Origin of the sequence: Microcoleus sp. B7-D4 (assembly GCF_036705125.1) — a bacterium.
Classification (GTDB): Bacteria; Cyanobacteriota; Cyanobacteriia; order Cyanobacteriales; family Microcoleaceae; genus Microcoleus.
Genome location: NZ_JAUBTT010000003.1, coordinates 35996 through 59356, shown reverse-complemented (window position 1 = coordinate 59356; position 23361 = coordinate 35996). Strand labels below are relative to the sequence as shown.

The following is a 23361-nucleotide window of genomic DNA, read 5'->3' as shown; positions in this document are numbered from 1 at the left end:
TTGGAACTCGCCGAAGAAGTAGAAATTCTCCCAATTTCCCCCAAGCCTTAATATTTACTGTCGCACAACCTTGAGAGTTTGGAGGTTTCTATCGCTACAACCTGTGATTTTGCCGCCGGCGGCAAGGATTTGTTGCAGGTAGTCAACGGCTGCTGGGGTAATGATTTCACCGGGCATCAGGACTGGTATTCCTGGGGGATAGGGACAGATGAGTTCGGCGCACAGGCGATCGACTGCTTTGTCTGCAGGTAGTGTTTCGGTTGAGGAAAAGAATGCCTCGCGCGGGGACAGTGGGGGAGGGGAAAATCGGGGGGGGGAGAGAATCTCGTCTTCTTTCTGACTTCTTCTTTCTAACTGAGATATTGCAGGATGCTCAAGAACGGGCAAGATGCCCGTTCCACAACACATCAAGTTTCTTGTGGGGAGTAGGGGTTGGGCATCTTGCCCGCCCCTAAAAGGCTTATTGACTATCGTGTTAGATGTGACTTCTAAAAGAGTTAAAGCTTTAACTAAATTGTCAATATCTGATTCTGTATTTCCCAAGCTGATAATAAATGTTAGATGTTGGGGCATGGGAAGTTCTGCGGTGACGCCGAGTTGAGAGTGCAGAATTTCATCTGCAGCAAATCCTGTGATTCCTAAATCTGATACTTTTACTGTTAGCCTGGTGCGGTCTAATGCTGCAAAACCCGGTGTATTTAAAGGTTCTAAAACTGATAAGCCAGGAATTAGATTGATGCGCGATCGCGCTTTTTCGGCTAGCAGTAAAGTTTGGGTCATTAACTGTTCGCCGTGGAGTGCCATTTGTTGGCGGGCTGCGTCTAGGGATGCTAATAATAAGTAACTCGGACTGGTAGATTGTACTAACTGCAATGCTCTATTTAATTTTTGGATATCTATGCGATCGCCCTTGATGTGCAGCATCGATGCTTGTGTCATTGCACCGAGGGTTTTGTGGATGGATTGTACTGTTAAATCGGCACCTGCTGATACTGCTGGTTCGGGCAAGTTTGGATGAAAGTTAAAGTGCGCGCCGTGGGCTTCGTCTACTAATAACGGTATGTTGTATTGATGGGTAATTTGGGCGATCGCCCGCAAATCTCCGCAGACGCCGTGATAGGTTGGGTAAACTATCATTACTGCTTTGGCGTCGGGATGTTGTTCTAATGCGGAGGCTGTGGCTTCTGGGGTGATGCTGTTGGCAATATCCCAATCCGGGTTGTACTCTGGATTGACAAAAATGGGAATTGCACCGGATAAAATTAAACCAGAAATTGCCGATGAGTGGATATTTCGAGGTAGGATAATTTTATCGCCGGGGCCGCAAGTCGCTAAGATGGCGGCGATAATTCCGCAAGTCGAACCGTTAGCCAAAAACCGAGTTGATTGGGCTCCAAATGCTGCGGCGGCTAAGTATTGAGCTTCGGCAATTGCACCTTCTGGGTTAAAGAGATTGTCTAACTCCGGCAATTCCGGCAAATCCGATCGAAATACTGCCGCACCGAATAAGTCAATTAGGGGTTGAGAGATTCCTTGTCCGCCTTTGTGTCCGGGGGCGTAGAATGGGGCGTGGGGGTGATTTGTGCGATCGCGCAAGGCATCTAATAGAGGCGTTTGTTGTTGAGAGTTTGCTGGTGACACGCTTAATCCTGATTTGATTATTTGGAATTATAGCAACCGCCGAGGTTTCACTGGAGGTTATTAATTGCTGAAACCCTTGCGGGCAATTCCGCGATTGTATCGACTTCTTCCTTTTTCCTTGCAATCGCCCACAAGCAACACCGTCTCAATTTCAAACTTCTCTAAAATGACTTAACATCGACTGCTTAAGTATGAAACCCAAACAGTTGAAAATCCTGGCTACTGCTTTACTTATGGTTTGTCTAGGGCTGTAGTTTCAGTTAAAGGACAAAATTATACCACAGTCTACGGCTATTTTTCAGCTTACTGTTGTGAGGAAGTTTTGGACGATCGCGCACTACTGTCACAAACTACCAAGACGCTTTAACCGATTGACCCAAAAGCTATCAAAGTTAAGCTTTAATTCAAGGTAGATTATTGAGTCGCGATCGCCCAAAATTCTATCCTAATTGAGCTTGCCAATTCATTGCATATTGTGCAATCAGCTCTGCCTGGTCAGTCCAATTAACGATTTGACGTGCTTTAATAAAGTCCACGTCGTTGCCAGAAATACAGTCATCCAGCTTGATACCCGCAAACACACCCCACTTCATACCGTGCACCAAGATAAAGAGTGCAATATCAGGGTGAATCACTAGATCGGGATTGTTAACTAAGTCTAGCGATAGCAAATCCGAATATTTCCGATAATTGTAATCCCAGGTCAGTTGCACGTACCCCCGTCCGTAAAACGGATAATAGCGCAGAGTTTTGCGGTGGTTCTCCCCTTCAGGTTCGCCCAAATAATACGATTCCTTTACGGGTTGGAAACTATCTGCAGTTTCATGTTCAACAGTTGCGAGAATGTAAGCAATTTGAGCTTTAGAAGTAATTCCTTGGCGATGAGCTTCTTTGATAATTGCCTGCACCGCTGCTTCTTTATCACCGCCTTTCCAATCAGGTAACTTTCCAGCACCCTGCTTGGCATCGAGTAAAGCTTTAGCGGTTGTTGCCCCTAACACATCCCCGCCATCAAGTTTACGGCTGGCTTTAAAACTTCTTAAGGCTTCTTGCGTTTGAGTGCCGTAAATCCCATCAACAACCTCTAAAAGATGATTAGCGCGTAAGATGGTTTGAATTTCTGCACAGAATAGTTGATCTTCCACTAACACTCCAGAGTCAATATCATCAAAAGGAATCGATTGCTTTTGGTCAATCACGTCTTGGAGTTTCAGGCCGGATGGTTGGCTGGAAACAGCACGAGACTGTGCAGAAATTAATTGTGTCAGTTTAGTTTGCGTTACAAATCCCGCAATTCCATCAACCTGCAAGCCTTGTTCAGCCTGAAATTTTCGGAGGGCGGCATCAGTTTCGGTGCCAAAGATACCATCTGTTGTAACTGAAATGCCAACGTTGGCTAAATCTTCTTGAAGTTTGCTGACTCGTTCTCCCTGCATCGGAGGTATCACCAGACGCAAATCCCCGTCTTCGTCGCTGCTATAGGGGGCTGAATCAATTCCAGGGGAAAGGAAACTCACATGAAGGTGATCGTCATGTCCATCCCAAAATTCTACCCCTGTAATTTGTGGATCGTTGAACAAAATTGTTTTAATACGCAAAATTGGATTATTGTAGAATAAATCTACCAATTCTTGAGTGCGTTGGCGAGAGTATTTACTATCGTAATAGGTGAGAGGAATTTCTTCATCAGTGTTAGCAACAAGAGCAATATCAACATCGAGTCCCTTGTCATGAGAGCTATGGCCTGGAGTTGGCCCTTCTGCTGTACTGATGTCTCCGATGCCAATGCGGGGTCTAGGATATTTTTTTACCCACTCATTACACACATATTTGAGAGCCTGAATCACTTCGGGACGACCATAGCAATTGTCTCCGTAACATTCATAGCCATCTCCATTGGCAGGCATTTGTTCAAAAAAACCTCGTGTTCCCCAACTGAATTGCTCGATTTCTTCTGCTGTAAAACCAATATGTGCCGTGCAGTGGGTATGGTTATGTTGCAAAGTTTTAGAGCGTAAGTTGCGATTGATTTCTAATACCATTGTTAATTTCCTTTTTAGAGTGTGTTTTTCTGTTGCAAGATCGCTTTTTAGGAAGGCGATATTCGCCAATGCCAATGGCAAGGTAACGGAATGGTTAACATAATGACTCCTGAGTAACAGCCGATCGCAACCACTATATCCCCGAAAACTAAATTCAGCTTTGTCGATCGTCCAAATACCTGACCAGGAATTTCTTGATGGTACCCGCCACGTGATTTATCCGTGGAATCAATCCAAAATCGAAAATCGAGAATCCTCAAGCCCCCGCATTTATCCGTGGGGTCGCCTCTAAAATCTAAAATCTAAAATCTAAAATCGATTGACCCATTTCACGCATCCTTGAGAATTGCTATAGTTCGATCGCCCAAAAACCAGCGATTTTCCCCACAGGCTGATAATTGCGATCGGCCAAAGTGCGAACAGGCTTACCCTCCGCAACATCCCAGAGTGCGATCGTCCGATCCCAGCTTCCAGAAGCCAGCATTTTACCGTCAGGGCTAAAGGCGACACTCTCAACCCAGTCCTGATGGCCGATCAAAGTTTGAATCCGTTTACCCGTCGCCACATCCCAGAGTCCGATCGTGTTGTCAAAACTCCCAGAAGCCAGAGTTTTGCCATCAGGAGTGAAGGCGATACTCAAAACCCCTTGGTGATGACCCCTCAAGCTTGCAAAAATTTGACCCGCAGCCAAATCCCACAGTATGATTTTGTTGTCAAAACTGCCAACAGCCAGAGTTTTACCATTAGGACTAAAAGCAATACTCAAAACACAATTCTTGCCATCTGTCAAAGCGCGAATCAGTTTACCCGTAACCACATCCCAAAGTTTAATAGTTTTGTCGCTACTTCCAGAAGCCAGAGTTTTACCATCGGGACTAAAGGTAAAACTCTCAACCCAACTCTGATGACCGATCAAGGTGTGAATGAGTTTACCAGTAGCCACATCCCAGAGTTTGATAGTTTTGTCGCTACTGGCAGAAGCAAGGGTTTTACCATCAGGACTAAAAGCAATCTTCAAAACCCAATTTTTATGACCCGTTAACCTGTCAATAGATTTACCAGTAGCCACATCCCAGAGTTCGATCGTGTTGTCGAAACTTGCAGAAGCGAGGGTTTTGCCATCCGAACTAAAAGCAATACTCAAAGCTCCTTTTTGAGCGCCTCTGAAAGTTTTAATAACTGTGCCCTTAGCCACATCCCAAAATTTGATACTTTGGTCGAAAGTCCCAGCAGCGAGGGTTTTACCATCGGGACTAAAAGCGACACTCCAAACAGAACGCTGTTGCTCTGCCGAGGGATCTATCTGCTGGATCTGTGCCACATCCTGAACTTGAATAATTCTGTAATACCCCAATCTGGTTTTTTGATTAAAAAGTAAATTTGCATCAATACTACGCATTTTAATTGTCGCTTTTTCTACCGATCGCCACTGCCACCCTGTCAAGCAATACGCTAATATCAATGCTAAACTACCAAAACCAGTCAATTTTATGAAAAAATTGTGGTATTTTTCTTTGCCAAATATCGCCTTAAACTCCATAGCTGATTTCCTCCCTTAACCCTGAATAATATTTAGAGGCTTCTACTTTGACCATCTAAGAGCCGCGATTTATGCGATCGCACACCTGGCGGTCTTCTGTACTAAGATTGACATTAGGATTATTGAAATAATCGCGCATCCAAAAGCAACCATGCTTTAATAAAGCATCGAGTTCTAAACCCTCCAAATTCCACAAAATCATCGTCGTATCATCGCTACCCGATGCCAAAGTCTTACCATCAGGGCTGAAACTAAGACTGCGAACTGCCGCAGTATGCCCCGGCAGAGTAGCGATCCAAGTGCCATCCGGTTTCCAGAATTTCAGCGTCTTATCGTCACCCGTCGAAGCTAATATTTTGCCATCCGGGCTAAAACTGATACTATTAGCTGCCACCCTATGCCCCGTCCACCTTTTGAGCAAAGTGCCATCTGTTTTCCAAACTTTAAGCGTGCCATCATTGCTAGCCGAGGCAAGAGTCTCACCATTTGGGCTGAAACTAACGCCATAAACCTGAGCCTCATGCTTCATAGTATTTAGCAAAGTTCCATCCATTTTCCACAGTTTGACGGTCTTATCAAGGCTTGCTGAAGCAATAGTTTTACTGTCAGGACTAAAACTAAGACTCTTAACTGAACCGCTATGTTTAGAAAGAGTATTGAGCAAGGTACCATCTGGCTTCCAAAGATTCACTGTGGTGTCATAACTTCCAGAGGCGATCGTTTGACCATCAGGGCTAAAACTAACGCTCACAACTTGAGCTTTATGACCAGAAAGCGTATTCAGCAACGTGCCATCTTGTTTCCAAAGTTTTACTTTGCTATCCAAACTACCAGAGGCGATCGTTTGACCGTCGGGGCTAAAACTGACGCTATAAACTGGTGCTTGATGCCCAGAAAGCGTTTTAAGTAAAGAGCCATCTCGTTTCCAAACTCCAGCCAATCCGTTAGCACTTGCCGAAGCCAATGTGTCATTTTTTGGGCTAAAACTAACACCCAAAACAATATCAGTCTGCTCCGTCAAAGTTTTACGTAAGCTATTATTTAACTTCCACAGTTCAATGCTATTATCAATGCCGGCAAAGGCAAGAGTTTGACCGTCGGGGCTAAAAGAAGGGCTCCGTCCAGTTAAAGTATTCAGCAAAGTACCATCGCGTTTCCAAATTTTAACAATATTGTCAGCACTTGATGAGGCGAGCAACTTACTGTCTGGGCTAAAACTAACCTTGAAAATATGAGTATTATGCTCAATAGTTTTAACTAAAGTGCCATCGGGTTTCCAGATTTTTACCGTCTTGTCTTGACTTGATGAAGCGATAACCTCACCATCCGGGCTAAAACTAACACTCATAACCGGCGCTTTATGACCAGAAAAACTTTTCAGTAAACTGCCATCGAGTTTCCAAAGCTTGACCGTTCCATCCGCACTGCCAGAAGCAATAGTCTGTCCGTCTAGACCAAAACTAACACTACTAATCGGCCCTTTATCCTGAATGTTTTTCAACAAAGTGCCATCGCGTTTCCAAAGCTTAATTGTTCCATCAGTGCCAGCCGAAGCAAACATCTGACCATACCGCCTAAAACTCACATTAATAACCTCCCCTTTATGCTGAGAAAGAGTATTAATCAAAGTGCCATCGGATTTCCAAATTTTAATCGTCCTGTCCGCACTAGCCGAGGCAATAATTTCTCCATCCGGGCTAAAACTAATGCTATAAACTTCGTTGGTATGTCCCGAAAGAATCCTGAGTAAAGTCCCATCTAATTTCCAAAGTTTAATCGTATTGTCTGCACTAGCAGAGGCAATGATTTGATTGTCAGGACTAAAACTGATGTTATAAATAGGAGCTTTGTGACCTTTCAAGCGATTGGATTCTCTGATGCGATAAATAACGGATTGCAGGGCTGACACAACCTCCTCCTGCGTGTTTGAAGAAACCCAAACTGCCTGTTTCATTATTTTTCTGGCTTTTAAAGCTTCTATCAAAGCATCTAATTCTCTATCGGAGCTAAAAAGTTGTTCAGCCGATAGCGCTAAGCTTCTGCTTTGGGCTTGTAGATTTTGATTCCATTGATAAAATAGAAATCCTAATGTCACAGCAAAGGCTGTAGAAATCAGGCTAATTTTGCGGCGGAGGTTGTTACGCCGGCGTCGGAGGCTGCGCTGTAAAAATTCTGCCTCTACTTCGTTAAACCAATTTTTATCGTATTTGAGATGTTCGTCTAATACGTTCAGATAAGGGTTGGTATCCCAGAGAAATTCTTCTTGTTTTTCTTGGCGGCGTTTTTGGAGGCTGGGTTTGCGCTTCCAGGCTTTAATCAAAGTTGCATTAACCTGGTCAAGAACGTTTTGACAAGAGAGGAGGCTGCTGTCTATAAAATTAACAATGGGTTCTATTTTTTCTTGAAAACTAAGTAGTTTTTCTTGGCTTTTCCACTCGATAGCTGCTGGAGTTAGCCGCCGTTGCAAAATTAAATTTTCCTGATTTTCTCGTTCCCATACTATTAGCTTTTGCCATCCTCGCATCAAGACATCGTGGGCCGGTTCAACATAGCCTTTGCCTTCGGTATCTCGCCCTTTTACTAATAGACGTGCGGCACAAAATTGCTCGATGGCTTTTTGGACTCGTTGATTTTCCGGTTCGGGATAAATTAATTCTTCATCTAATACCCGCCGCCGAGCTAATTCACCACCGCCTACAGCTACCATTCGCAGCATGATGTGGCGGATGGTTTTTGCATAAGCACGATCGCTTTTAAGTAATTCGTCATATTCCGCGTCTGCTCTTTGGGTGAGACTGCGTGTAACTCCGCCCAATTCTTCATAGTCTTCTTGAGTAATTGCCCGATTATTTCTTTTCCCTTCTCTGACGTTTTTAATATAGTTAAAATAAAGTTCGCTCAGGGTGAAAGAAAGTAAAGGTAGTGCTCCGGGCATTTGTGCGACTTCATCAATTAATTGCTCTACCAAGGTGGCCGGTTCAAAATACATTACCTTAGCAGCAGCAGGATCGACAATCGCTTGGCGTAATTCTTCCCGTGTCATGGCGGGAACAACAAATCGTGATTTTTTCCAATAGGGCTTTAATGCTGTATCTCTAAATTGAGGTTCAAAATCTGAACGTAAAGTTATGACGATTCGCAACCAATCAGGGAGAGTTTCTAAGGATTTTTCTAACCAGTTTAAAAATAATTCTTGTTCTTGGCTATCTTGGCTGAGAGTCACTACTTCTTCAAATTGGTCGATGACTAACAGCAATTTTGTGTGAGTAGTAAAATTTTTCCAGGCACTTAGTTTGTATAACAAGCTTTGCAAAGTTTCTCCTGCTTGCAAACTGGGAGAGCTAGTGCTGGCTTCTGGTAAGTCTTTGTCAGAAACCAACTCGTTAGAGATAAGTGATTCTGGTAAATTTTCGTTTTCTAGGGCAGAGTTTAAAGCACTGAAAGGAGACTCACCCGGACGAATAGGAGAGAGGATGCGGCAGTTGGGTTGAGTTTTTTTCAATTGGGGAAGTAATCCAGCTTTGACTAAGCTAGATTTCCCTGAACCTGATGCGCCTAGAACCACAGTTAAGGGATGTTCTGTGACGAATACAACTAATTTTTCAGTTAAAGCCTGTCGCCCAAAGAATTTGTCGCTATCTGCTTCTTCAAATGATTGTAATCCTTTGTAGGGATTGGTGTTTTCATTGAGTTTGGGAGCGGGGGGCAATTGATTAATGTCAAAACCAGGAAGAATAAAAATATATTCGCCCTTATCATGGTGTTTTAACTGTGCAAAACCAGGGGTTTGTTTAGCTGCTATTTTGCAGAATTCTGATTGTAAATAGGCATAGAGTTCGGTTGCGGTAATCACGCCATCTTTGGTAAGGTCTGCTTCTCCCTCAAGCGCCTTGAGTAAAAGTTCTGCAAAGGGAGAGTGATTAGAACTTTCGCTTCGCTGTCCAAACCGATACAGGGAGTCGGCGGCTTTTTCATCATGCGCTGCTGAGGTAATGACTTGCTGGGCGCAGCCTGATGTGTAGCGAGCGTACCGTTCGCGATATACTTTTTGCGATCGCACTGCCTCCCGATGAACTGCCGCCCAGCGAAAAGTCCCAGCAAAGCAGCAATCCAGGATAATTAACGAATGGCGGCATGGCAGTTGGATTAAGCTATCGTGCAATCGCTGCATCGACAGCCAAGTGTCGCTATCATCTCGTTCACCATCTTGAGGAATCAAAAAGCCAGCCGGGCCTTCTGCATTGTCGAGTCCATCTAAGGCGATGCCATGTCCGGCAAAGTAGAACAAAATGCGATCGTCCGCTGCAACTTGCACTTTATTGCCATCGGGAAAAACCAGTATTTTCTCGGCAAAGCCTGCCAAGAGCTCGCTGATATTAGACAGAGTGGCATCTGTATCTAACAGTAACAAAACTTGGTATTGATACTTTTCCTCGATCAGATGGGCAAGTTGTTGAGCATCATTGGCTGCTGTTTGCAAGGGGGGAATGTTGTTAAAATAGCGATCGATACCAATCACCACTGCCAGACTGCGTTTAATCTCCGACATTCTTTAATTCCCCCGACTAATTTATTTCAAGTTTCAGTTTAATTCTGGTAAAACTGTCAACCAAAAACTAATTGCTAGTTCTTTTAAACTGATAGAGTTCTTGTTCGTTTGACTGACTCGTTGATTTTTGATTCACTGGTTGTTGCACGGGAGAACGAGGCCAGAGACCAATTAAGCCAATAGCCGCTGCGATTAAAAACGCAACTAGCCAAATTCCTAAACCTGTTATCCTTGAATTATTTTCTGTTTGAACGTTTAGCGTACCCGATCCAAATGAATGTGCACGGGTGAGATTGTTCGAGGCTGGAGAAGAACTTTCTACGGGAGTTTTGGCAAGCTGTTGTGCAACAGGTAGATGGTTGACTGTATTTTTAACCACAGGCTGAGAATTCATACTCTCTGGCTCATCCTCTACTCTTGCCGCCGCCAAAGGCTTTACTAATAACGGGCTATTGCCATTTGGACTGAGGAAAAGAGCCGCTGCCAGAGCATCTAACCCAGCCTGATGTGTAAAGTAGCTAAGATGGTCGCACGCAGTATCCGGTAATAGGATTTTGGGGGCAGGAGAGCGGTTAGCACTGACATTTTTGATGCTCGTTAAAGCAACGGCAATATCATTAGGTTGACTGAAAAATGCCAATTCTACAACTCTGTCTTTAGTTTTACCAAAAAGGTTGGTCAATAACCGCTGTAAGGGATTTGATTCCTTGTCTGGTTGAAATTCTAGAGCTTTTGAAACAATTGAGCGATCGCCCGCAATAATTGTATAGGGAACCCCTGGGTCAGGATTTTCGGCAAGTTTTTTCAGAAAAGCAGAATCCGGTCGCATTTGCTCTAGCGAGTAATCATTTGCTTCTAAAAACTCCAGTAATTGAGCAACTATTTTGGTCGGCCAAATAATTTTTGAAAGTTGATTCAACCCTATCCCAAGCGCTGTGAAAACCCAATCCTGTACTGTAGGCCAAGGAGAACCCCCATTAGGTGTCCCTAACATCACCAAGTGCTGGACAACCTGATTCCCACCTTCTCGCTCAATAAACCAGCGAGAAACCAAGCCCCCCATTGAGTGAGCCACAATATGCAACTGCTTGCCGTGATTTCCTCCCAAACCAACTGCTTGCAATCTTTGACCTAATAAGCGGCTATTTTCCTCTATGGTTGTTTGGATATTCTCGTAGTCAAAAGTCAAAACTAAGTCATAAATTTCTGCAATCTGTCGCTGTTGTCCCTCCACTTCTACTAACGTCTGTCTGACACTAGGAACCATACTTTGCGTGTCCCCTATAATCCCGTGAATGTAGAGAATGATTCGCTGGGCTTTGGCAACTCTAGCTTTAACTTGCTCTGGATTTTTTTCGTAGCTGACATCACCTTTTTCGCTGACCTCTGCTACAGCTAAAATAGGATATTCATAAGGTCTTCCCAATTTTTGATGGGCGACTTTTTCAAAGAAAATTCTGATGGACCCGTGAAGGCTGCGACTGCTAACTGTTGGTTTGGGTAAGCGTTCCAGCGTAATCTCTGTTTTGCCATCTTCTGTTCTCGCCCCTCTTCCTAATGGCAAGAAAAATTCCCCATCATAAGCAAAAGGTAATATATGCTCATTTTCCGCTAATTCTTGATTGACCAACAAGTTGAGAGGGGTTGTTGGTGTCACCGCTTCATAATCTTCTACATCACTTAACTCCAAAGCACTTAACCCTGGATCAGTGCCTCGGCTGGTTGTAAATTGGAAAGATTCACTCACGCGATTTTGTTGCCGCAAAATCGCAGGTAAAATCAAATTCCCTAAATCTCGACTCGCTTGCGGTACAGTGGTGAGATTCACTTTCGCTTTTAAAGTTGGATGAGCTTGAACTTCGACGGCACCCTGTTGTAAGGCAGTGCTGCGATTAGCCTTAATTGGTTGAGCATCTTGAGGTCGGACAATTGTAATCGTGACTTCCTTTGTCATCCAATCATCATAATTTCCTTTTGCTCTCACGGCTTCGCGAGTATTAAGTTGTGCCATCAAGGTATTCAGAGTTCCCTCTGTTTCTCCAAGAGAACGAGTCAGTTTAGGCGGCGCTAGTCCATCTTGTTTTAGCAAGCTAGCATCAAATTCTGTGGTACATACAATTAGCTTGAGAATATCCTTATATTCAGTAATGCCTTGTTCAAAATATGCGTCTGGCACTTGAAATATAATATCATCAAAGCTGGTAATACTAGAGGGATTTTCTGAATTGTTGGCGGGGAGCAATATGCTGCTATCTCTGTCAAAAAATGGAGTGTCTACGGCAAAACTTTCGGAAAGAACGATTACATTACAAAACAACTTCTTGTCACTTTTATTAGTCAGCCTTATTTGGATGTTTGGCGCTTGCCACTCCCCATTGTCATAGGCGTAATCGACACGCATCTCAGATGAGGAGATGTTTCCGTCTCTATCCCCTGGCGAAGATTCTTGCTGACCGCAAAGCAGAATTATTTCCATTTCCACTTCGTCGGTTTTAATGCGGCTAGTCGCAGGAGTGGAGAGTTGTAAAATGTTATTCCAACGGGCAATATGTTCTAAACGATAAATCACCTGTAAAGCAATTTCATCTGTGTATTCCGACTGATTTGGTTCTTCGGGGATCGGAGCAACTAAAGGCCGGTTATTATCAGGCTGTAAAATCCAATACTGACCCTGACTGACTAACAGATGGTAATCTGCATCTTTAGCTTCATTTACCTGCTGCACATACAAGGAAGGTTTGTTGCCAATTGCTGCTTTTGACAGTGCTTCTTGCAGATTTTTGATGCCTTGGACTTCACTTTCATCGCCCTTAATGTAAATTTTCAACGCTGGCAACGGCAAACTTGTCACCACGGCCCAATAGCTCTCAGTTTCTGATAAGCTGTCTTGACCGTTAATAATTTCTACTTGGCTGCGTTGTGGCAATACCTGAGTTACTCGTGCTTCGCCTAAAGCTTCTGAAAGTTGGCGCAACTTTTCGGGACTGCTGCCATAGGGGAAAAATGCTAATCGAGTATCTCCCCCATTAGAGGGTTTAGGAATTCCGTGAATAGACCCTCCATCAATTACCCAATTCCGAAGGTTTTGACTGTGAGTTAAGGTGAAGTAGTGAGGCCGTTCTTTAATAGCACCGCCCAAGAAAGGTTGGTCTAAATCCTGCCTGTCGGTTGCTTCTACTTGCGGCGACTGTTCTTTGACTTTTCCGGTCACGAGAGCATTCATATTTCTCGCTAAATCTCGATAGGTTATGTTGCCATTGGTTCGCTGTAGTGTTTGCAGCAAAAAGTAAGAGAAAGCTCCTCTAGTTTCTCCATCCTCAGTTTTGTATTCTTTCGCCAGTTCGTAGTCTCTACAGGCCGAAAACAAAATGTGTTTTCCCTTGGGCAAAATGACACCTGTTGTCTTTTTTTCTGATTCTTTAGAAGTGCTTAATATTTCCTGGATTGCTGGTGCGTCTTCGGCAAAAATAAACGTGCTTAGGGGTCGCTCTCGCGAGTCTACTAAGGCGCGGCGCACTGTTGTTTCTGCGGGTAAGTCTCTGGTGCCCGAACCGGAGTGGCAGCAGTCAAGAATGACAACAATGCGGGGTTCTTTTAGGGCTATTTTGGATATGAGGTAGGCTAGTTCTTTATCAGCTAAGTCCCGACCATTTTCTGCACGGCTGTCATAGCACACTAAAGTTTCATCTAAGCGGTCTGCCTCTAATTCCCAAAATTCCTCTGGTGATTTCTCTTGAGCGCCATGACCGGAATAGTAAAATAAGACAACATCTTCGCTGTCAGCGTTGCACAAATGCTGCTGGAAACCGCTGATAATTGCCTGACGAGTGGCATCTTGATTGAGCAGTATCCAAGGTTGGTCTGTAGGCTCTATCAGTTTCCATTCGCTATCTTGAGTAATTCGCTCTCGCAGATAAGCTTCTATAGCTTTAATATCGTTAACACAACCTTTTAAGGGAGGGACGAGAGGATTAGATGCGGGAGAATAGTTGTCAATACCAACTAACAGCGCGTAAATTTTTTTTGCCATAACTGCCTTGTTTAATTAAAGTGTTTAAATTGGTTTTAATCGTTAATAGCTAATATTTTCTAGCTATTAACGATTCTAGGAAATGGAAAAATGACACCAACTCTCACGAGCGGGAAATAAAATGTACCCAAAACCTTCCATCGGGGGGGATGCAGGTATCTTTAATCATTCCGTAGGAGTAATGCAGGAATTTACCCTTTTCATCGTTTCCGTCGGGTTCATTGCGCTCGTATCCATCGGCGAACCATTCCCCATAAGGATCGTGAACAATGAAGCCTGTGCTGTCATAGCCAACGAAGACAACGATGTGACCTTCTGGATAAGTAAAATAGCCATGTACAACTGCTGGGTTTCCACTCGCTAACCAATCTGTAACTTGTTCAATGGTGGCCGTTTCACTGTAGTTATCTTTCGCTCCATAGTCGCGCACAATTTGAGCTAGATCGTAACCACTATGCCGGCTTAATCCTTGATCTAAGGCATAGTTGTAAAGCTCATCCTCAAACTGCCCCTCACTGTGCCGACGAGGAATCTTTAGATACTCCAAACACATCGCTATTGAAGTAACATTGCAAGAACCATCAGGGTTCATTTCATTATCTCTCTGAGATTTGTAAGGAACCGGCAATTTAACTTCATCGCGTTTTGGATAAATTCTGGTAGTGCCTTCAAAAACTTCGGCGTGTTCTCCAAAAATATATCCAGTCCAAGTATTCTCAACAGGAGTATCAGCTAAGGTGATTTTTAAATGACCGCGCTCAACTTCAAATGATGCAACTCTGAGGGTGACGCCGACTTTGAGATTGTGTTTTTCTGCCGGCAATAAAGCATCGGATTGCAACGGTTTATTTTTAAGGAGAGTATCTTGGATAATTTTAACCTGAATTGAGGGAACCCCTTCCGCTCCTCGCGTTGCTACTTTATCAACTTCGAGGAGTTCGGTAGCTGTTCGTTTTCCCAAAAATCCTGGTTCATAGCAGCGATTTAGTTTTTGGAAGCGTTTTAAAACAGCAATAGAAACAGGGCCAAAGATATCTTCTACTGTGGGAGAGAGTAGCCCTTGAGCGATCAGAAGCTCTTGGATTTCCAGGCTTAACTCTCGATCGGCTACTATTTTGCTGACATCGTATTTGATATTTGTCTCGACAAAATCTTGGAGATGCATTTTTTATGCCCCTTTATGCCTCGGGTTTCCTTGTTGCATAGACCGAAACAGATTTGGATTGGGAGAAACTTTTTGCTTAATCCTAAAAATCTGTGACAGCGTAGGTTTAATAGTAGGAGAATAATTCCCAAAAAGTTCCTAGCTTTTAGTTGAGTCTTAAATTAGCCAAAAGGCCAGCTCGCCACTGGCCGTAAGTACAGGACAGAACCTGTACTTTTGGCTAGGTGTCGTGCAAAACCACAGGCTGGCAAGGCTTTTCGGAGGGCGATCGATTGGGCGATTTGAGATTTGAGATTTGAGATTTTAGAATTGCTCCCACGGGCTGTAGCGATCGCACGTGATGAGTACGCTACGCTTTTTTCAAGGGTTCACGGCCTGTACCGGGGGCCTGTGCCCAAATTGCATTCCGTCAGCATAAAAAATCAAATACAAATAAACCCGGTTGCTGTCATCTACTCCAAACAGCCGATATAAAATGCAGCTAAATTCCACTTAAAACAAATTTTCACTATTTAGATAGATGTCGTATTTTTAGTTTTTTATCTACGCTGATTGTATCGAGTTATTAATAGAATTGCCGTGATTTTTCCCAACCCTAGTCCGTTTCCAGGCCCCCAGATTCCCAGTACCGAACCGGGGCTGCCGACTATACCCGCATCGCCACCAGTGCCGGGCCCCGTACCCGAACCGATTCCCGGCCTTGTACCGGAACCGGTACCTGCGCCAATTCCCCAGCCAATTCCCGAACCGGTGCCGGAAACTGTACCCTCTCCAATTCCTCAAACAGTGCCGGAACCTATTCCTCAGACAATCCCTGAACCGGTGTAAATTATGTTTTAGTCGATCGCGAAATTTAAGATTGTTTGTCAGGCCGATCGCAAGAACCGGTTTCTCCAAAGTCCCCAATATTTTTGTGGAATATCAGACTTGAAAAAACTCGGTTTTTGCCTAAATTATCAATTAATTGAAGTTGAGCGCATTCTCTTTACAAAGGTCAACAGCACCCAAATCAGTGGATTTGCCGTCCGAGTATTCGGCCCTGACATCGAAAATACAGCCCGCATCCGAGCCGCCGTAGTCAGCTTGATCCCACTTAAAATCTGCCTTTCCCCGATCGGCAATGGGGGCATCTAGCTCGTTTTCTCCCCAAGTATCCTTATGGGGAGGAGACATATAAACGGCTGTCATCGTCTTGCCGCTGTTGTTAATCACCGAAATTTTGAGCATCTCAGCGAAAACGCTAGCTGCTGTGAGCCCTAACAGAGGCAGCGACAGCCCCGCAGCGATCGTTACTTTGCTTAACCACTTGTTAAGCATTTAGCCATCTACCTCAAGTTAGATATTTATTCAAGCTTAGCTGTGGAAGTTAGAACACACACGTCAGATATATTGCTGATACTTATGATATTTTGAAACAGTGATATGTTTCTAAATAGCTATGCTTACTGCCGGAATTGTCGGACTGCCTAATGTTGGCAAATCTACTTTGTTTAATGCTCTGGTTGCTAATGCCAAGGCGACTGCTGCTAATTTTCCTTTCTGTACGATCGAGCCAAATACGGGTATCGTGGCAGTGCCAGACGAACGGTTGAAGGTGCTGAGCAATATTTGCAATTCCGCGCAAACTGTGCCGACGCGGATGGAATTTGTGGATATTGCGGGTTTAGTAAAGGGGGCGAGTCAGGGAGAAGGACTGGGAAATCAGTTTTTGTCTCACATCCGGGCTGTGGATGCGATCGTCCACGTTGTCCGCTGTTTTGACAATGACGATATTATTCACGTTGCGGGTTCTGTCGATCCCCAGCGAGATATTGACATTATCAATCTCGAATTAATTCTAGCAGACTTAGCTCAAATTGAACGCAGGCTCGATCGCACTCGCAAGCTAGCCCGCAACAATAAGGAAGCTCAGGCCGAAGTGGATGTACTCGAAAAATTAGTCGCGGTTTTGAATGCGGGGAAACCGGCGCGGCAGTACAATTTCACAGATGAAGAAGCTCAATTAGTTAAAGGTTTGGAATTACTGACCAACAAACCAATTATCTATGCTGCTAACGTATCGGATGACGATTTAGCAACGGGAAATAGCTATGTCGAACAAGTGCGGGAAGTAGCAGAAGCAGAAAATGCTAAGGTTGTCATAGTTTCGGCGCAAGTTGAGTCAGAATTGGTGGAGTTATCTGAGGAAGAACGAACGGATTTCCTAGAATCTCTGGGGGTAAAAGAAGGTGGCTTGAAATCTCTGATTCGAGCTACTTACGAATTATTGGGTTTGCGGACTTATTTTACTAGCGGCCCGAAAGAAACTCGCGCTTGGACGATTATCGCGGGAATGTTAGCACCGCAAGCTGCAGGGGTTATTCACTCGGATTTTGAACGGGGTTTTATCCGGGCCGAAACTGTAGCCTATGAAGATTTGGTTGCTACGGGCGCGATGAATGCGGCTAAGGAAAAAGGCTTAGTTCGCAGTGAAGGAAAAGAGTATGTTGTACAAGAGGGGGATGTGCTGTTGTTCCGATTTAATGTTTAGCTTTTTTAAGGAGATTGCCACATGAAAATCGACATCTTTTCGCTGGCAATTGCTTGGGTGGTAACTTCAGTGAGCTTTTTTATAATTTCCAAGCTGCCCATCGGGGTAGATATTGACAGTTTTGGAAAAGCGATGATTTCGGCGGCGGTTTTTGGATTGCTGAATGCTTTTGTGCGGCCTATTTTTGTTGGAAATGTTGAACCCTTTGCGTTGCCAACTTATAGCTTGTTTGCGATTGTTATCAACGCTGCTATGTTTGGATTGGCGGCTTGGCTAGTCGAAGGATTTCGGTTGCGGTGGGGAATTTGGAGTGCTTTGCTGGGGGCGATCGCCCTCGGTTTTATTAACTCTCTTCTCTATGACGTGTTGGATAAGCTGCCAAATGTACGGTAGATCAAGGTAACGCGCGGGCGGAAGGAAGGGGCGGGTTTATTCATCCTGTTAGTTATCGCCAATATTTCAGGTGAAACCCGCCCCGACGGCAAATATTTTAGGTGTAATTCTCCCATATCAGGTATTTATTTTTTGGTATGGGTTGAGTTATTAGCCTTCACAGTAGTCGATAAATTTGTCGGGAACTAGGCGCAATTCGCCCGATCGAAATCGCTCGATCGGCATCCAAAATGCAGTATGTTCCCCATCTCCGTCTGCAAAATCCAGACTATCCAATTCATAAAATTTGGAATCGACAAAATCGCACTGGTATAGTTGTATTAATTCATGTCCGGCTTTGCCATTATAAACAAACAAGTTTTCTAAACAAGCCAAATATTTGATATTTGTTAACTCGGCTTGAATTTCTTCTTGAAACTCTCTTCGCAAAGCGTCGATGCTGTGTTCTCCAAATTCTATGCCACCGCCCAAAGCGCGGTAGAATGTTTCTTGTTTTACCGGATCTTCGCATTCGGACACGAAGATGCGATCGCCAGATCGAATCAATCCTAAAACAATGACCCGAATTTTACCTTGCATAATATAGCCATCAGTCATTAGTCATCAGTCATTAGTTATCAGTTAACTGGTTCCTAGGCTCTGCCTAGGAATCAATGTCCAGAGGCTCTGCCTCGCTTTCGGAGCAGCTTTCATAGGAGGCAGAGCCTCCGGATATGTGTTACCAGGCAGAGCCTAGTAACGAGTAGAATCCGCCCCTAATGAGTAATCACTAATGACTAATTATCAGCAGCAAAACCCTCTCTGCTCCTCCTATTTTCAATTGGCCAGTCTATATTTTCACCGCCGATAATTAGTTTTTCAATCGTTACGAATTCTTTACTGAGTTGCTGGAAAACATTAATCAAAACGTCGAGCCCAATTGCATCGCTAGTACCTAAATCAAACCAGCAGCGAGCCCAAGAACCTTGATACTCCATTTCTCCCATATTGTGCATCAAAGCCATCATGCTTTGGTCGGCTAGATTAACATCGTAATTCATATCACTGATGTCTAAGCCTTCATCTTGAACTTGCAAATTTTCCGCATTAAATCCTCCCAGTTTTCCCAAGAAAAACCAAGAGTCAAACACTTCTTCAACATACTGTTTTTCACCGTTTGAAGGCACGTTGCTGAACTTCAGCCAAATCCAGAGGTCAAAGGGGTTAAACTCGCGAAACTCTACTTGCATCAATTTTATCAAAGAAAGGGAATGGAATTGCAGGAATTGGATTGCAGGAGAGAGGAAAAGTGGGAGATAGGGAGACAGGGAAAAGTTTCCTCCTGACTCCTGACTTCTGACTTTCCCTCTGACTCTTTTTATAGTGGTGGTAAGGCCGCCGGCCCCCAGACTCCATCTGCATCTCTGATTTTATCGCGCATCGGGTCGCAGTCGCGAGATTTGCTGTCGAGACGGTTCCGGGTTCTGCACTGCTGAAAGAAGATTTCGGCTACTAAACTGCGCGGCAGTTGGTCGGGTTTTGCTAAGGCTGCCTCGAAGTTTTTGCGGGCTTCCTCAAGTAAGGTTTTGTTGCTGTCTTTTCCCTGGGATTGGGAAAACAAGATTTGTGCTTTTAGATAGAGAACTTCTGGATTGTTGGGCGTTTCTGCTAGGGATTTGTTGGCAAACTCTAAAGCGCGATCGTACTTTTTCAAGTCTCGATAGCCTACTGCCATGCCGCGATAAGCTAAGTAGCGGGGAGAGGCTTTTTGTTCGAGTCTTTGAATTGCTTCGTTGGGGTTGGAAAAGGGCAGGTTTGTGGCTAGCATTAAGTCCATGTAGCCTTTGATCAGGTTTAGTTCTGGGTCGTTGGGCGCTATTTTGTCGGCGGCCTCTAGGTATTGAAATACTACTCGCAATTTACTCAAAGCTTGGGGTGCGCCTTTGGCTGTTCCTTCTTTGGCTATAATGTTCGCCCCTTCTAGAAAGTGACCGGCTGCTGTGTAAATATTGCCGCGCAAGGGATTAGTTTTAGTCAAGTTTTCGCCGACTTCGCGGGTTTTTTGCGCGTAGGAATTCATCGAGTTGAAGTCTTTTTCGATGTAGGATAGGGATGCGGCCATCGCATAGGCTAGCGGCTCGTTTGGTTCGGCTGATAGTGCTTGTTGAACTTGAGTTTTTGCTTGTTTGTAGTTTCCTTGCTGAAACATTGTTTTGAAAGCGGTTTCGGTGTTGGGCCCGATCGCCTGCGGGTTGCTGCTGCGAAAGGGATCGCCCGCTACTGCTGAGTTAATGCAGATGCTGAGGGCGATCGCTGCTGCACTGGCGATCGCCCGCACTGTCTGTTTAGAACTTAACATTTGCTTGCCCACCGATGCTAAAGGGTTTTTCGTCATCGTCAATTCTCTCAATGGAATATACTGTAAACTAGAAACAAGAGAGTTAAATTCTCAGACTATCGGGCCGCGGTCAAAAAAAGAGTGAAATTTGCTTGATTTTTTCTAGCTGTTGCGGTATATTTTAATAATGGGAGTGTGACTTTCAGTATATAGACGCACAGATTTCCATTATTAAAATATACCATCAAAAAACTCAAAAAGCAAACACCAATCCTGAAAAAAAAAGAAAATTTTTGTTAAGATTTATGTAAAATAATTGTGGGCTAGCGGCCCCAACCAAAAACAGCCTTAACTATCAATAGCACAACCCGAAGTTCCCCGATCCAACAATAACTATTTTTCTGAGTGTTAACTGTAGACTGTTGAGTGTTAACAACTGCCAACTACCAACTGCCAACTACCAACTGCCAACTACCAACTGCCAACTAACAACTGCCGTTAATGCTTTATCTAAAAAACTTAGTATATCATCCTACCGCCTGTCCGAATCCTATTCTGAAAAATATTAACTTAGAACTGCCATCGCAGCAAATGGGGCTGATTGTGGGTCGCAGCGGTTCAGGCAAAAGTACGCTATTAGAAATATTAGCAGGTTTAGCCGAAAAAACTAGCGGCGACATCCGTTGGCGGGAACAAGAATTAACACCAGAACACTTGCAACAGTTAGGAGGGTTAGTATTCCAGTTTCCAGAAAGGCATTTTTGCGGAGGCACAATTTTAGAAGAATTGCGGTTGGGGCATCCTGAATTGGGACAAGAACAAATTAACTCAGCAATGGCAGAAGTGGGGCTCGGACATTTGCCGCTGCGCGCTTCCCCCCACGCTTTAAGCGGCGGACAACAGCGCAGGGTAGCCCTGGCGGTGCAGCTAATTCGGCAGCCGCATTTGCTACTTTTGGACGAACCGACGGCGGGTTTGGATTGGTCGATGCGGCGGCAGTTGGTAAGCTTGTTGAGTAAGTTGAAAAGTCACTGGACTTTGTTGATTGTTACTCACGATGCTAGCGATTTGTTGAGTGTAGCCGATAAATTTTGGACTCTAAACCACGGGGATTTGCAGGAGGTCGATCGGGCTAAATTAGAAGCTAAGGAAACGAGTTTTGTTAGTCATTAGTCATTAGTCATTAGTCATTAGTCATTAGTCATTAGTCATTAGTCATTAGTCATTAGTCATTAGTCATTCGTTAGTGCGGCGGGTATATCGCATTATGAAGCATTTTTAAGTGCAGAGAATTTGCAGAGCTTACAAAAGAGTGGGAATAGAAGATGAATCAGATTACAATGCCTGTGTTGCCCCAGATGAATGAGTTGTGGCAAAAAACGCTGAATTGGCAGCCGGATGAGTCGCAGCAACAACAATTTCAGCGACTTTATGAGTTAATTGTCGAGGGAAATCGCTCCTTGAATTTAACTCGAATTACTGAGCCGAGGGAGTTTTGGGAAAAACATTTGTGGGATTCTCTGCGAGGAATTGCGAAACTGCTGCCAGCTAATCACAATTCGGCGGAAAATCCCGAATTTGCCGCCGAGTCGGTGCAGAAAGCGATCGACATTGGGACTGGTGGGGGTTTTCCGGGTCTGCCGATCGCGATCGCCCTGCCGCAACTATCAGTTACTTTGCTCGATTCTACGCGCAAAAAAATTACTTTTTTGGAAACAGTTGTGCCGTCTTTAGGGATAGAAAATGCTGCGACTTTGTTGGGCAGATCAGATGAAATTGCCAGAGTGCCACAGCACAAACAAGCTTACGATTTAGCCGTTCTCCGAGCAGTGGGAGCCGCTCCTCTCTGCGCTAAATGCGCGCTGCCTCTGCTGAAAAATGGCGGTTTGGCTGTACTTTACCGTGGAAATTGGACGGTGGAGGAAGAGACGGAGTTGCAAAGGGCGATCGAGCATTTGGGCGGCACAGTTGAGTCAGTAGAAGCATTCACAACGCCGACGAGTCAGGGGGCGCGGCACTGCGTTTACTTGCGGAAAGTTGTACAGCAGTTCGAGCGTCCCGTGCGCTAGTAGGGACACGGCACTGCCCGTTAGTGTCAACTTAATGTCAAAAGTAGTATTAGTATACCGTCTACCGATTAGGTCCCGATCCCCCCTAACCCCCCGCCGGAGGGGGGGACAAGAAATATTCTCAAAGTCAACCCCTACTCCCCTTATTAAGGGGGATTTAGGGGGATCGAGACTGGGCTAAAAGCGAGATTTCTCAGGGGTTTCAGTCTTAAGTTGACACGAAGAAGGGCACGGCGCCGTCTGCTTTATTTCATCTAATTGAAAACTACCCGATCGCCTTTTCGTAGCGCTGGTTAATTTCCGCCCAGTTAACCACATTCCACCAGGCTTTCAAATAGTCGCCGCGCAAATTTTGGTATTTGAGATAATAAGCGTGTTCCCAAACATCGTTGCCCATAATTGGATAATTTCCCTGCATGAAAGGAGTGTCTTGATTGGGAGTAGTTGCAATCTCAAGTTTGCCGGCTTTTGTGCGGACTAGCCAAACCCAACCACTGCCAAAACGCTTTGTACCTGCATCATTGAATTTTTCTTTAAAAGCGTCAAAACTGCCGAAAGTTTGCTTAATTGCTGTGGCAATTTCCCCTGTGGGTTCGCCACCACCATTGGGACTCATGATTTTCCAATACATATTGTGATTTAAGTGTGCGCCGCCGTTATTGCGAACAGCCGTGCGAATATCTTCCGGCACTTTACTCAAGTCTCGCAGCATATTTTCCGCACTCACGTTTTTTAGTTGCGGGTATTTGCTGATAGCCTCGTTGAGGTTTTTAATGTAAGCGGCGTGGTGTTTGTCGTGGTGAAATTGCATTGTCCGCGCATCGATGTGCGGTTCTAAAGCATTGTATTCGTAGGGCAGAGGTGGCAGTGTAAAAGGCCCCGGAGTTTGGGCTATTTTTGGGCTTTCTGCAGTTGGACTTGGTTGCGTTAAATTATTCCCTGATGCTTGGCAAGCACCTCCGGTAATAGCTCCGACGCTGGCAGTCAGCAAATACAAGAAATCTCGGCGTTTGAGAGTCATAAAAAGTACCTAAGTGAATTATTAACTGTTTTATCTCAGATTGAAGCAAAATGGGAGTGAGTTG

At 44.5% G+C, this 23361-nt stretch carries 16 protein-coding genes; 5 read left to right on the top strand and 11 right to left on the bottom strand.

The window, feature by feature from the left end; all coding sequences use genetic code 11:
• Window positions 1–54 precede the first annotated feature (54 nt).
• From QUB12_RS01665 to QUB12_RS01640, 6 genes are all read right to left on the bottom strand, one after another.
• Entirely contained in the window at window positions 55–1641 is a 1587-nt protein-coding gene (locus tag QUB12_RS01665; protein WP_333140333.1) for an aminotransferase class I/II-fold pyridoxal phosphate-dependent enzyme, read from the bottom strand.
• A gap of 440 nt (window positions 1642–2081) precedes the next feature.
• A complete protein-coding gene (locus QUB12_RS01660) occupies window positions 2082–3683 on the bottom strand; it encodes a penicillin-insensitive murein endopeptidase (RefSeq protein ID WP_333140331.1) in 1602 nt (533 codons plus the stop codon).
• A gap of 349 nt (window positions 3684–4032) precedes the next feature.
• Entirely contained in the window at window positions 4033–5223 is a 1191-nt protein-coding gene (locus tag QUB12_RS01655; RefSeq protein WP_333140330.1) for a WD40 repeat domain-containing protein, read from the bottom strand.
• Between the two features lie 55 nt (window positions 5224–5278).
• Entirely contained in the window at window positions 5279–9772 is a 4494-nt protein-coding gene (locus QUB12_RS01650) for an nSTAND1 domain-containing NTPase (RefSeq protein WP_333305178.1), read from the bottom strand.
• A gap of 67 nt (window positions 9773–9839) precedes the next feature.
• Window positions 9840–13802 (bottom strand): caspase family protein, encoded by a 3963-nt coding sequence (locus QUB12_RS01645; protein WP_333140326.1) that lies wholly within the window; start codon window positions 13800–13802, stop codon window positions 9840–9842.
• Between the two features lie 103 nt (window positions 13803–13905).
• On the bottom strand, window positions 13906–14967 hold the full coding sequence (locus QUB12_RS01640) for a C39 family peptidase (protein ID WP_333140324.1): 1062 nt from the start codon (window positions 14965–14967) through the stop codon (window positions 13906–13908).
• 579 nt (window positions 14968–15546) lie between these two features.
• On the opposite strand from QUB12_RS01640, the gene QUB12_RS01635 reads away from it, so the two are divergent.
• Window positions 15547–15795 carry a gamma-aminobutyric acid A receptor, epsilon-like protein gene (locus QUB12_RS01635; RefSeq protein ID WP_332979482.1) on the top strand — a complete coding sequence of 83 codons (249 nt, stop codon included), beginning with the start codon at window positions 15547–15549 and terminating at the stop codon, window positions 15793–15795.
• A 132-nt stretch (window positions 15796–15927) separates the two neighbouring features.
• Here QUB12_RS01635 and QUB12_RS01630 read toward each other — a convergent pair whose 3' ends face one another.
• A complete protein-coding gene (locus QUB12_RS01630) occupies window positions 15928–16284 on the bottom strand; it encodes a hypothetical protein (protein WP_333305176.1) in 357 nt (118 codons plus the stop codon).
• A 121-nt stretch (window positions 16285–16405) separates the two neighbouring features.
• On the opposite strand from QUB12_RS01630, the gene ychF reads away from it, so the two are divergent.
• Both ychF and QUB12_RS01620 read left to right on the top strand, forming a co-directional pair.
• Window positions 16406–17497, top strand: coding sequence for a redox-regulated ATPase YchF (ychF, locus tag QUB12_RS01625; protein ID WP_333105604.1), 1092 nt, complete (start codon window positions 16406–16408; stop codon window positions 17495–17497).
• Window positions 17498–17524: 27 nt separating this feature from the next.
• Window positions 17525–17890, top strand: coding sequence for a phage holin family protein (locus tag QUB12_RS01620; protein ID WP_333140429.1), 366 nt, complete (start codon window positions 17525–17527; stop codon window positions 17888–17890).
• Window positions 17891–18040: 150 nt separating this feature from the next.
• Here the strand turns inward: QUB12_RS01620 and QUB12_RS01615 are convergent, their stop codons facing one another.
• The 3 genes from QUB12_RS01615 to QUB12_RS01605 form a co-directional block, all read right to left on the bottom strand.
• Window positions 18041–18487, bottom strand: a complete 447-nt coding sequence (locus QUB12_RS01615) for an NUDIX hydrolase (protein ID WP_333140319.1) — start codon at window positions 18485–18487, stop codon at window positions 18041–18043.
• 179 nt (window positions 18488–18666) lie between these two features.
• On the bottom strand, window positions 18667–19119 hold the full coding sequence (locus QUB12_RS01610) for a DUF3531 family protein (protein ID WP_190659407.1): 453 nt from the start codon (window positions 19117–19119) through the stop codon (window positions 18667–18669).
• A 128-nt stretch (window positions 19120–19247) separates the two neighbouring features.
• Window positions 19248–20264, bottom strand: a complete 1017-nt coding sequence (locus QUB12_RS01605; RefSeq protein WP_333305174.1) for a Sll0314/Alr1548 family TPR repeat-containing protein — start codon at window positions 20262–20264, stop codon at window positions 19248–19250.
• A gap of 444 nt (window positions 20265–20708) precedes the next feature.
• Between QUB12_RS01605 and QUB12_RS01600 the strand changes: the two genes are divergently transcribed.
• Together QUB12_RS01600 and rsmG are read left to right on the top strand one after the other, a co-directional pair.
• Window positions 20709–21380, top strand: coding sequence for an energy-coupling factor ABC transporter ATP-binding protein (locus QUB12_RS01600; RefSeq protein WP_333053058.1), 672 nt, complete (start codon window positions 20709–20711; stop codon window positions 21378–21380).
• 152 nt (window positions 21381–21532) lie between these two features.
• Window positions 21533–22276, top strand: a complete 744-nt coding sequence (gene rsmG, locus QUB12_RS01595) for a 16S rRNA (guanine(527)-N(7))-methyltransferase RsmG (protein WP_333305171.1) — start codon at window positions 21533–21535, stop codon at window positions 22274–22276.
• Window positions 22277–22541: 265 nt separating this feature from the next.
• Here rsmG and QUB12_RS01590 read toward each other — a convergent pair whose 3' ends face one another.
• On the bottom strand, window positions 22542–23297 hold the full coding sequence (locus QUB12_RS01590; protein WP_333140310.1) for a Fe-Mn family superoxide dismutase: 756 nt from the start codon (window positions 23295–23297) through the stop codon (window positions 22542–22544).
• Between the last annotated feature and the right edge of the window lie 64 nt (window positions 23298–23361).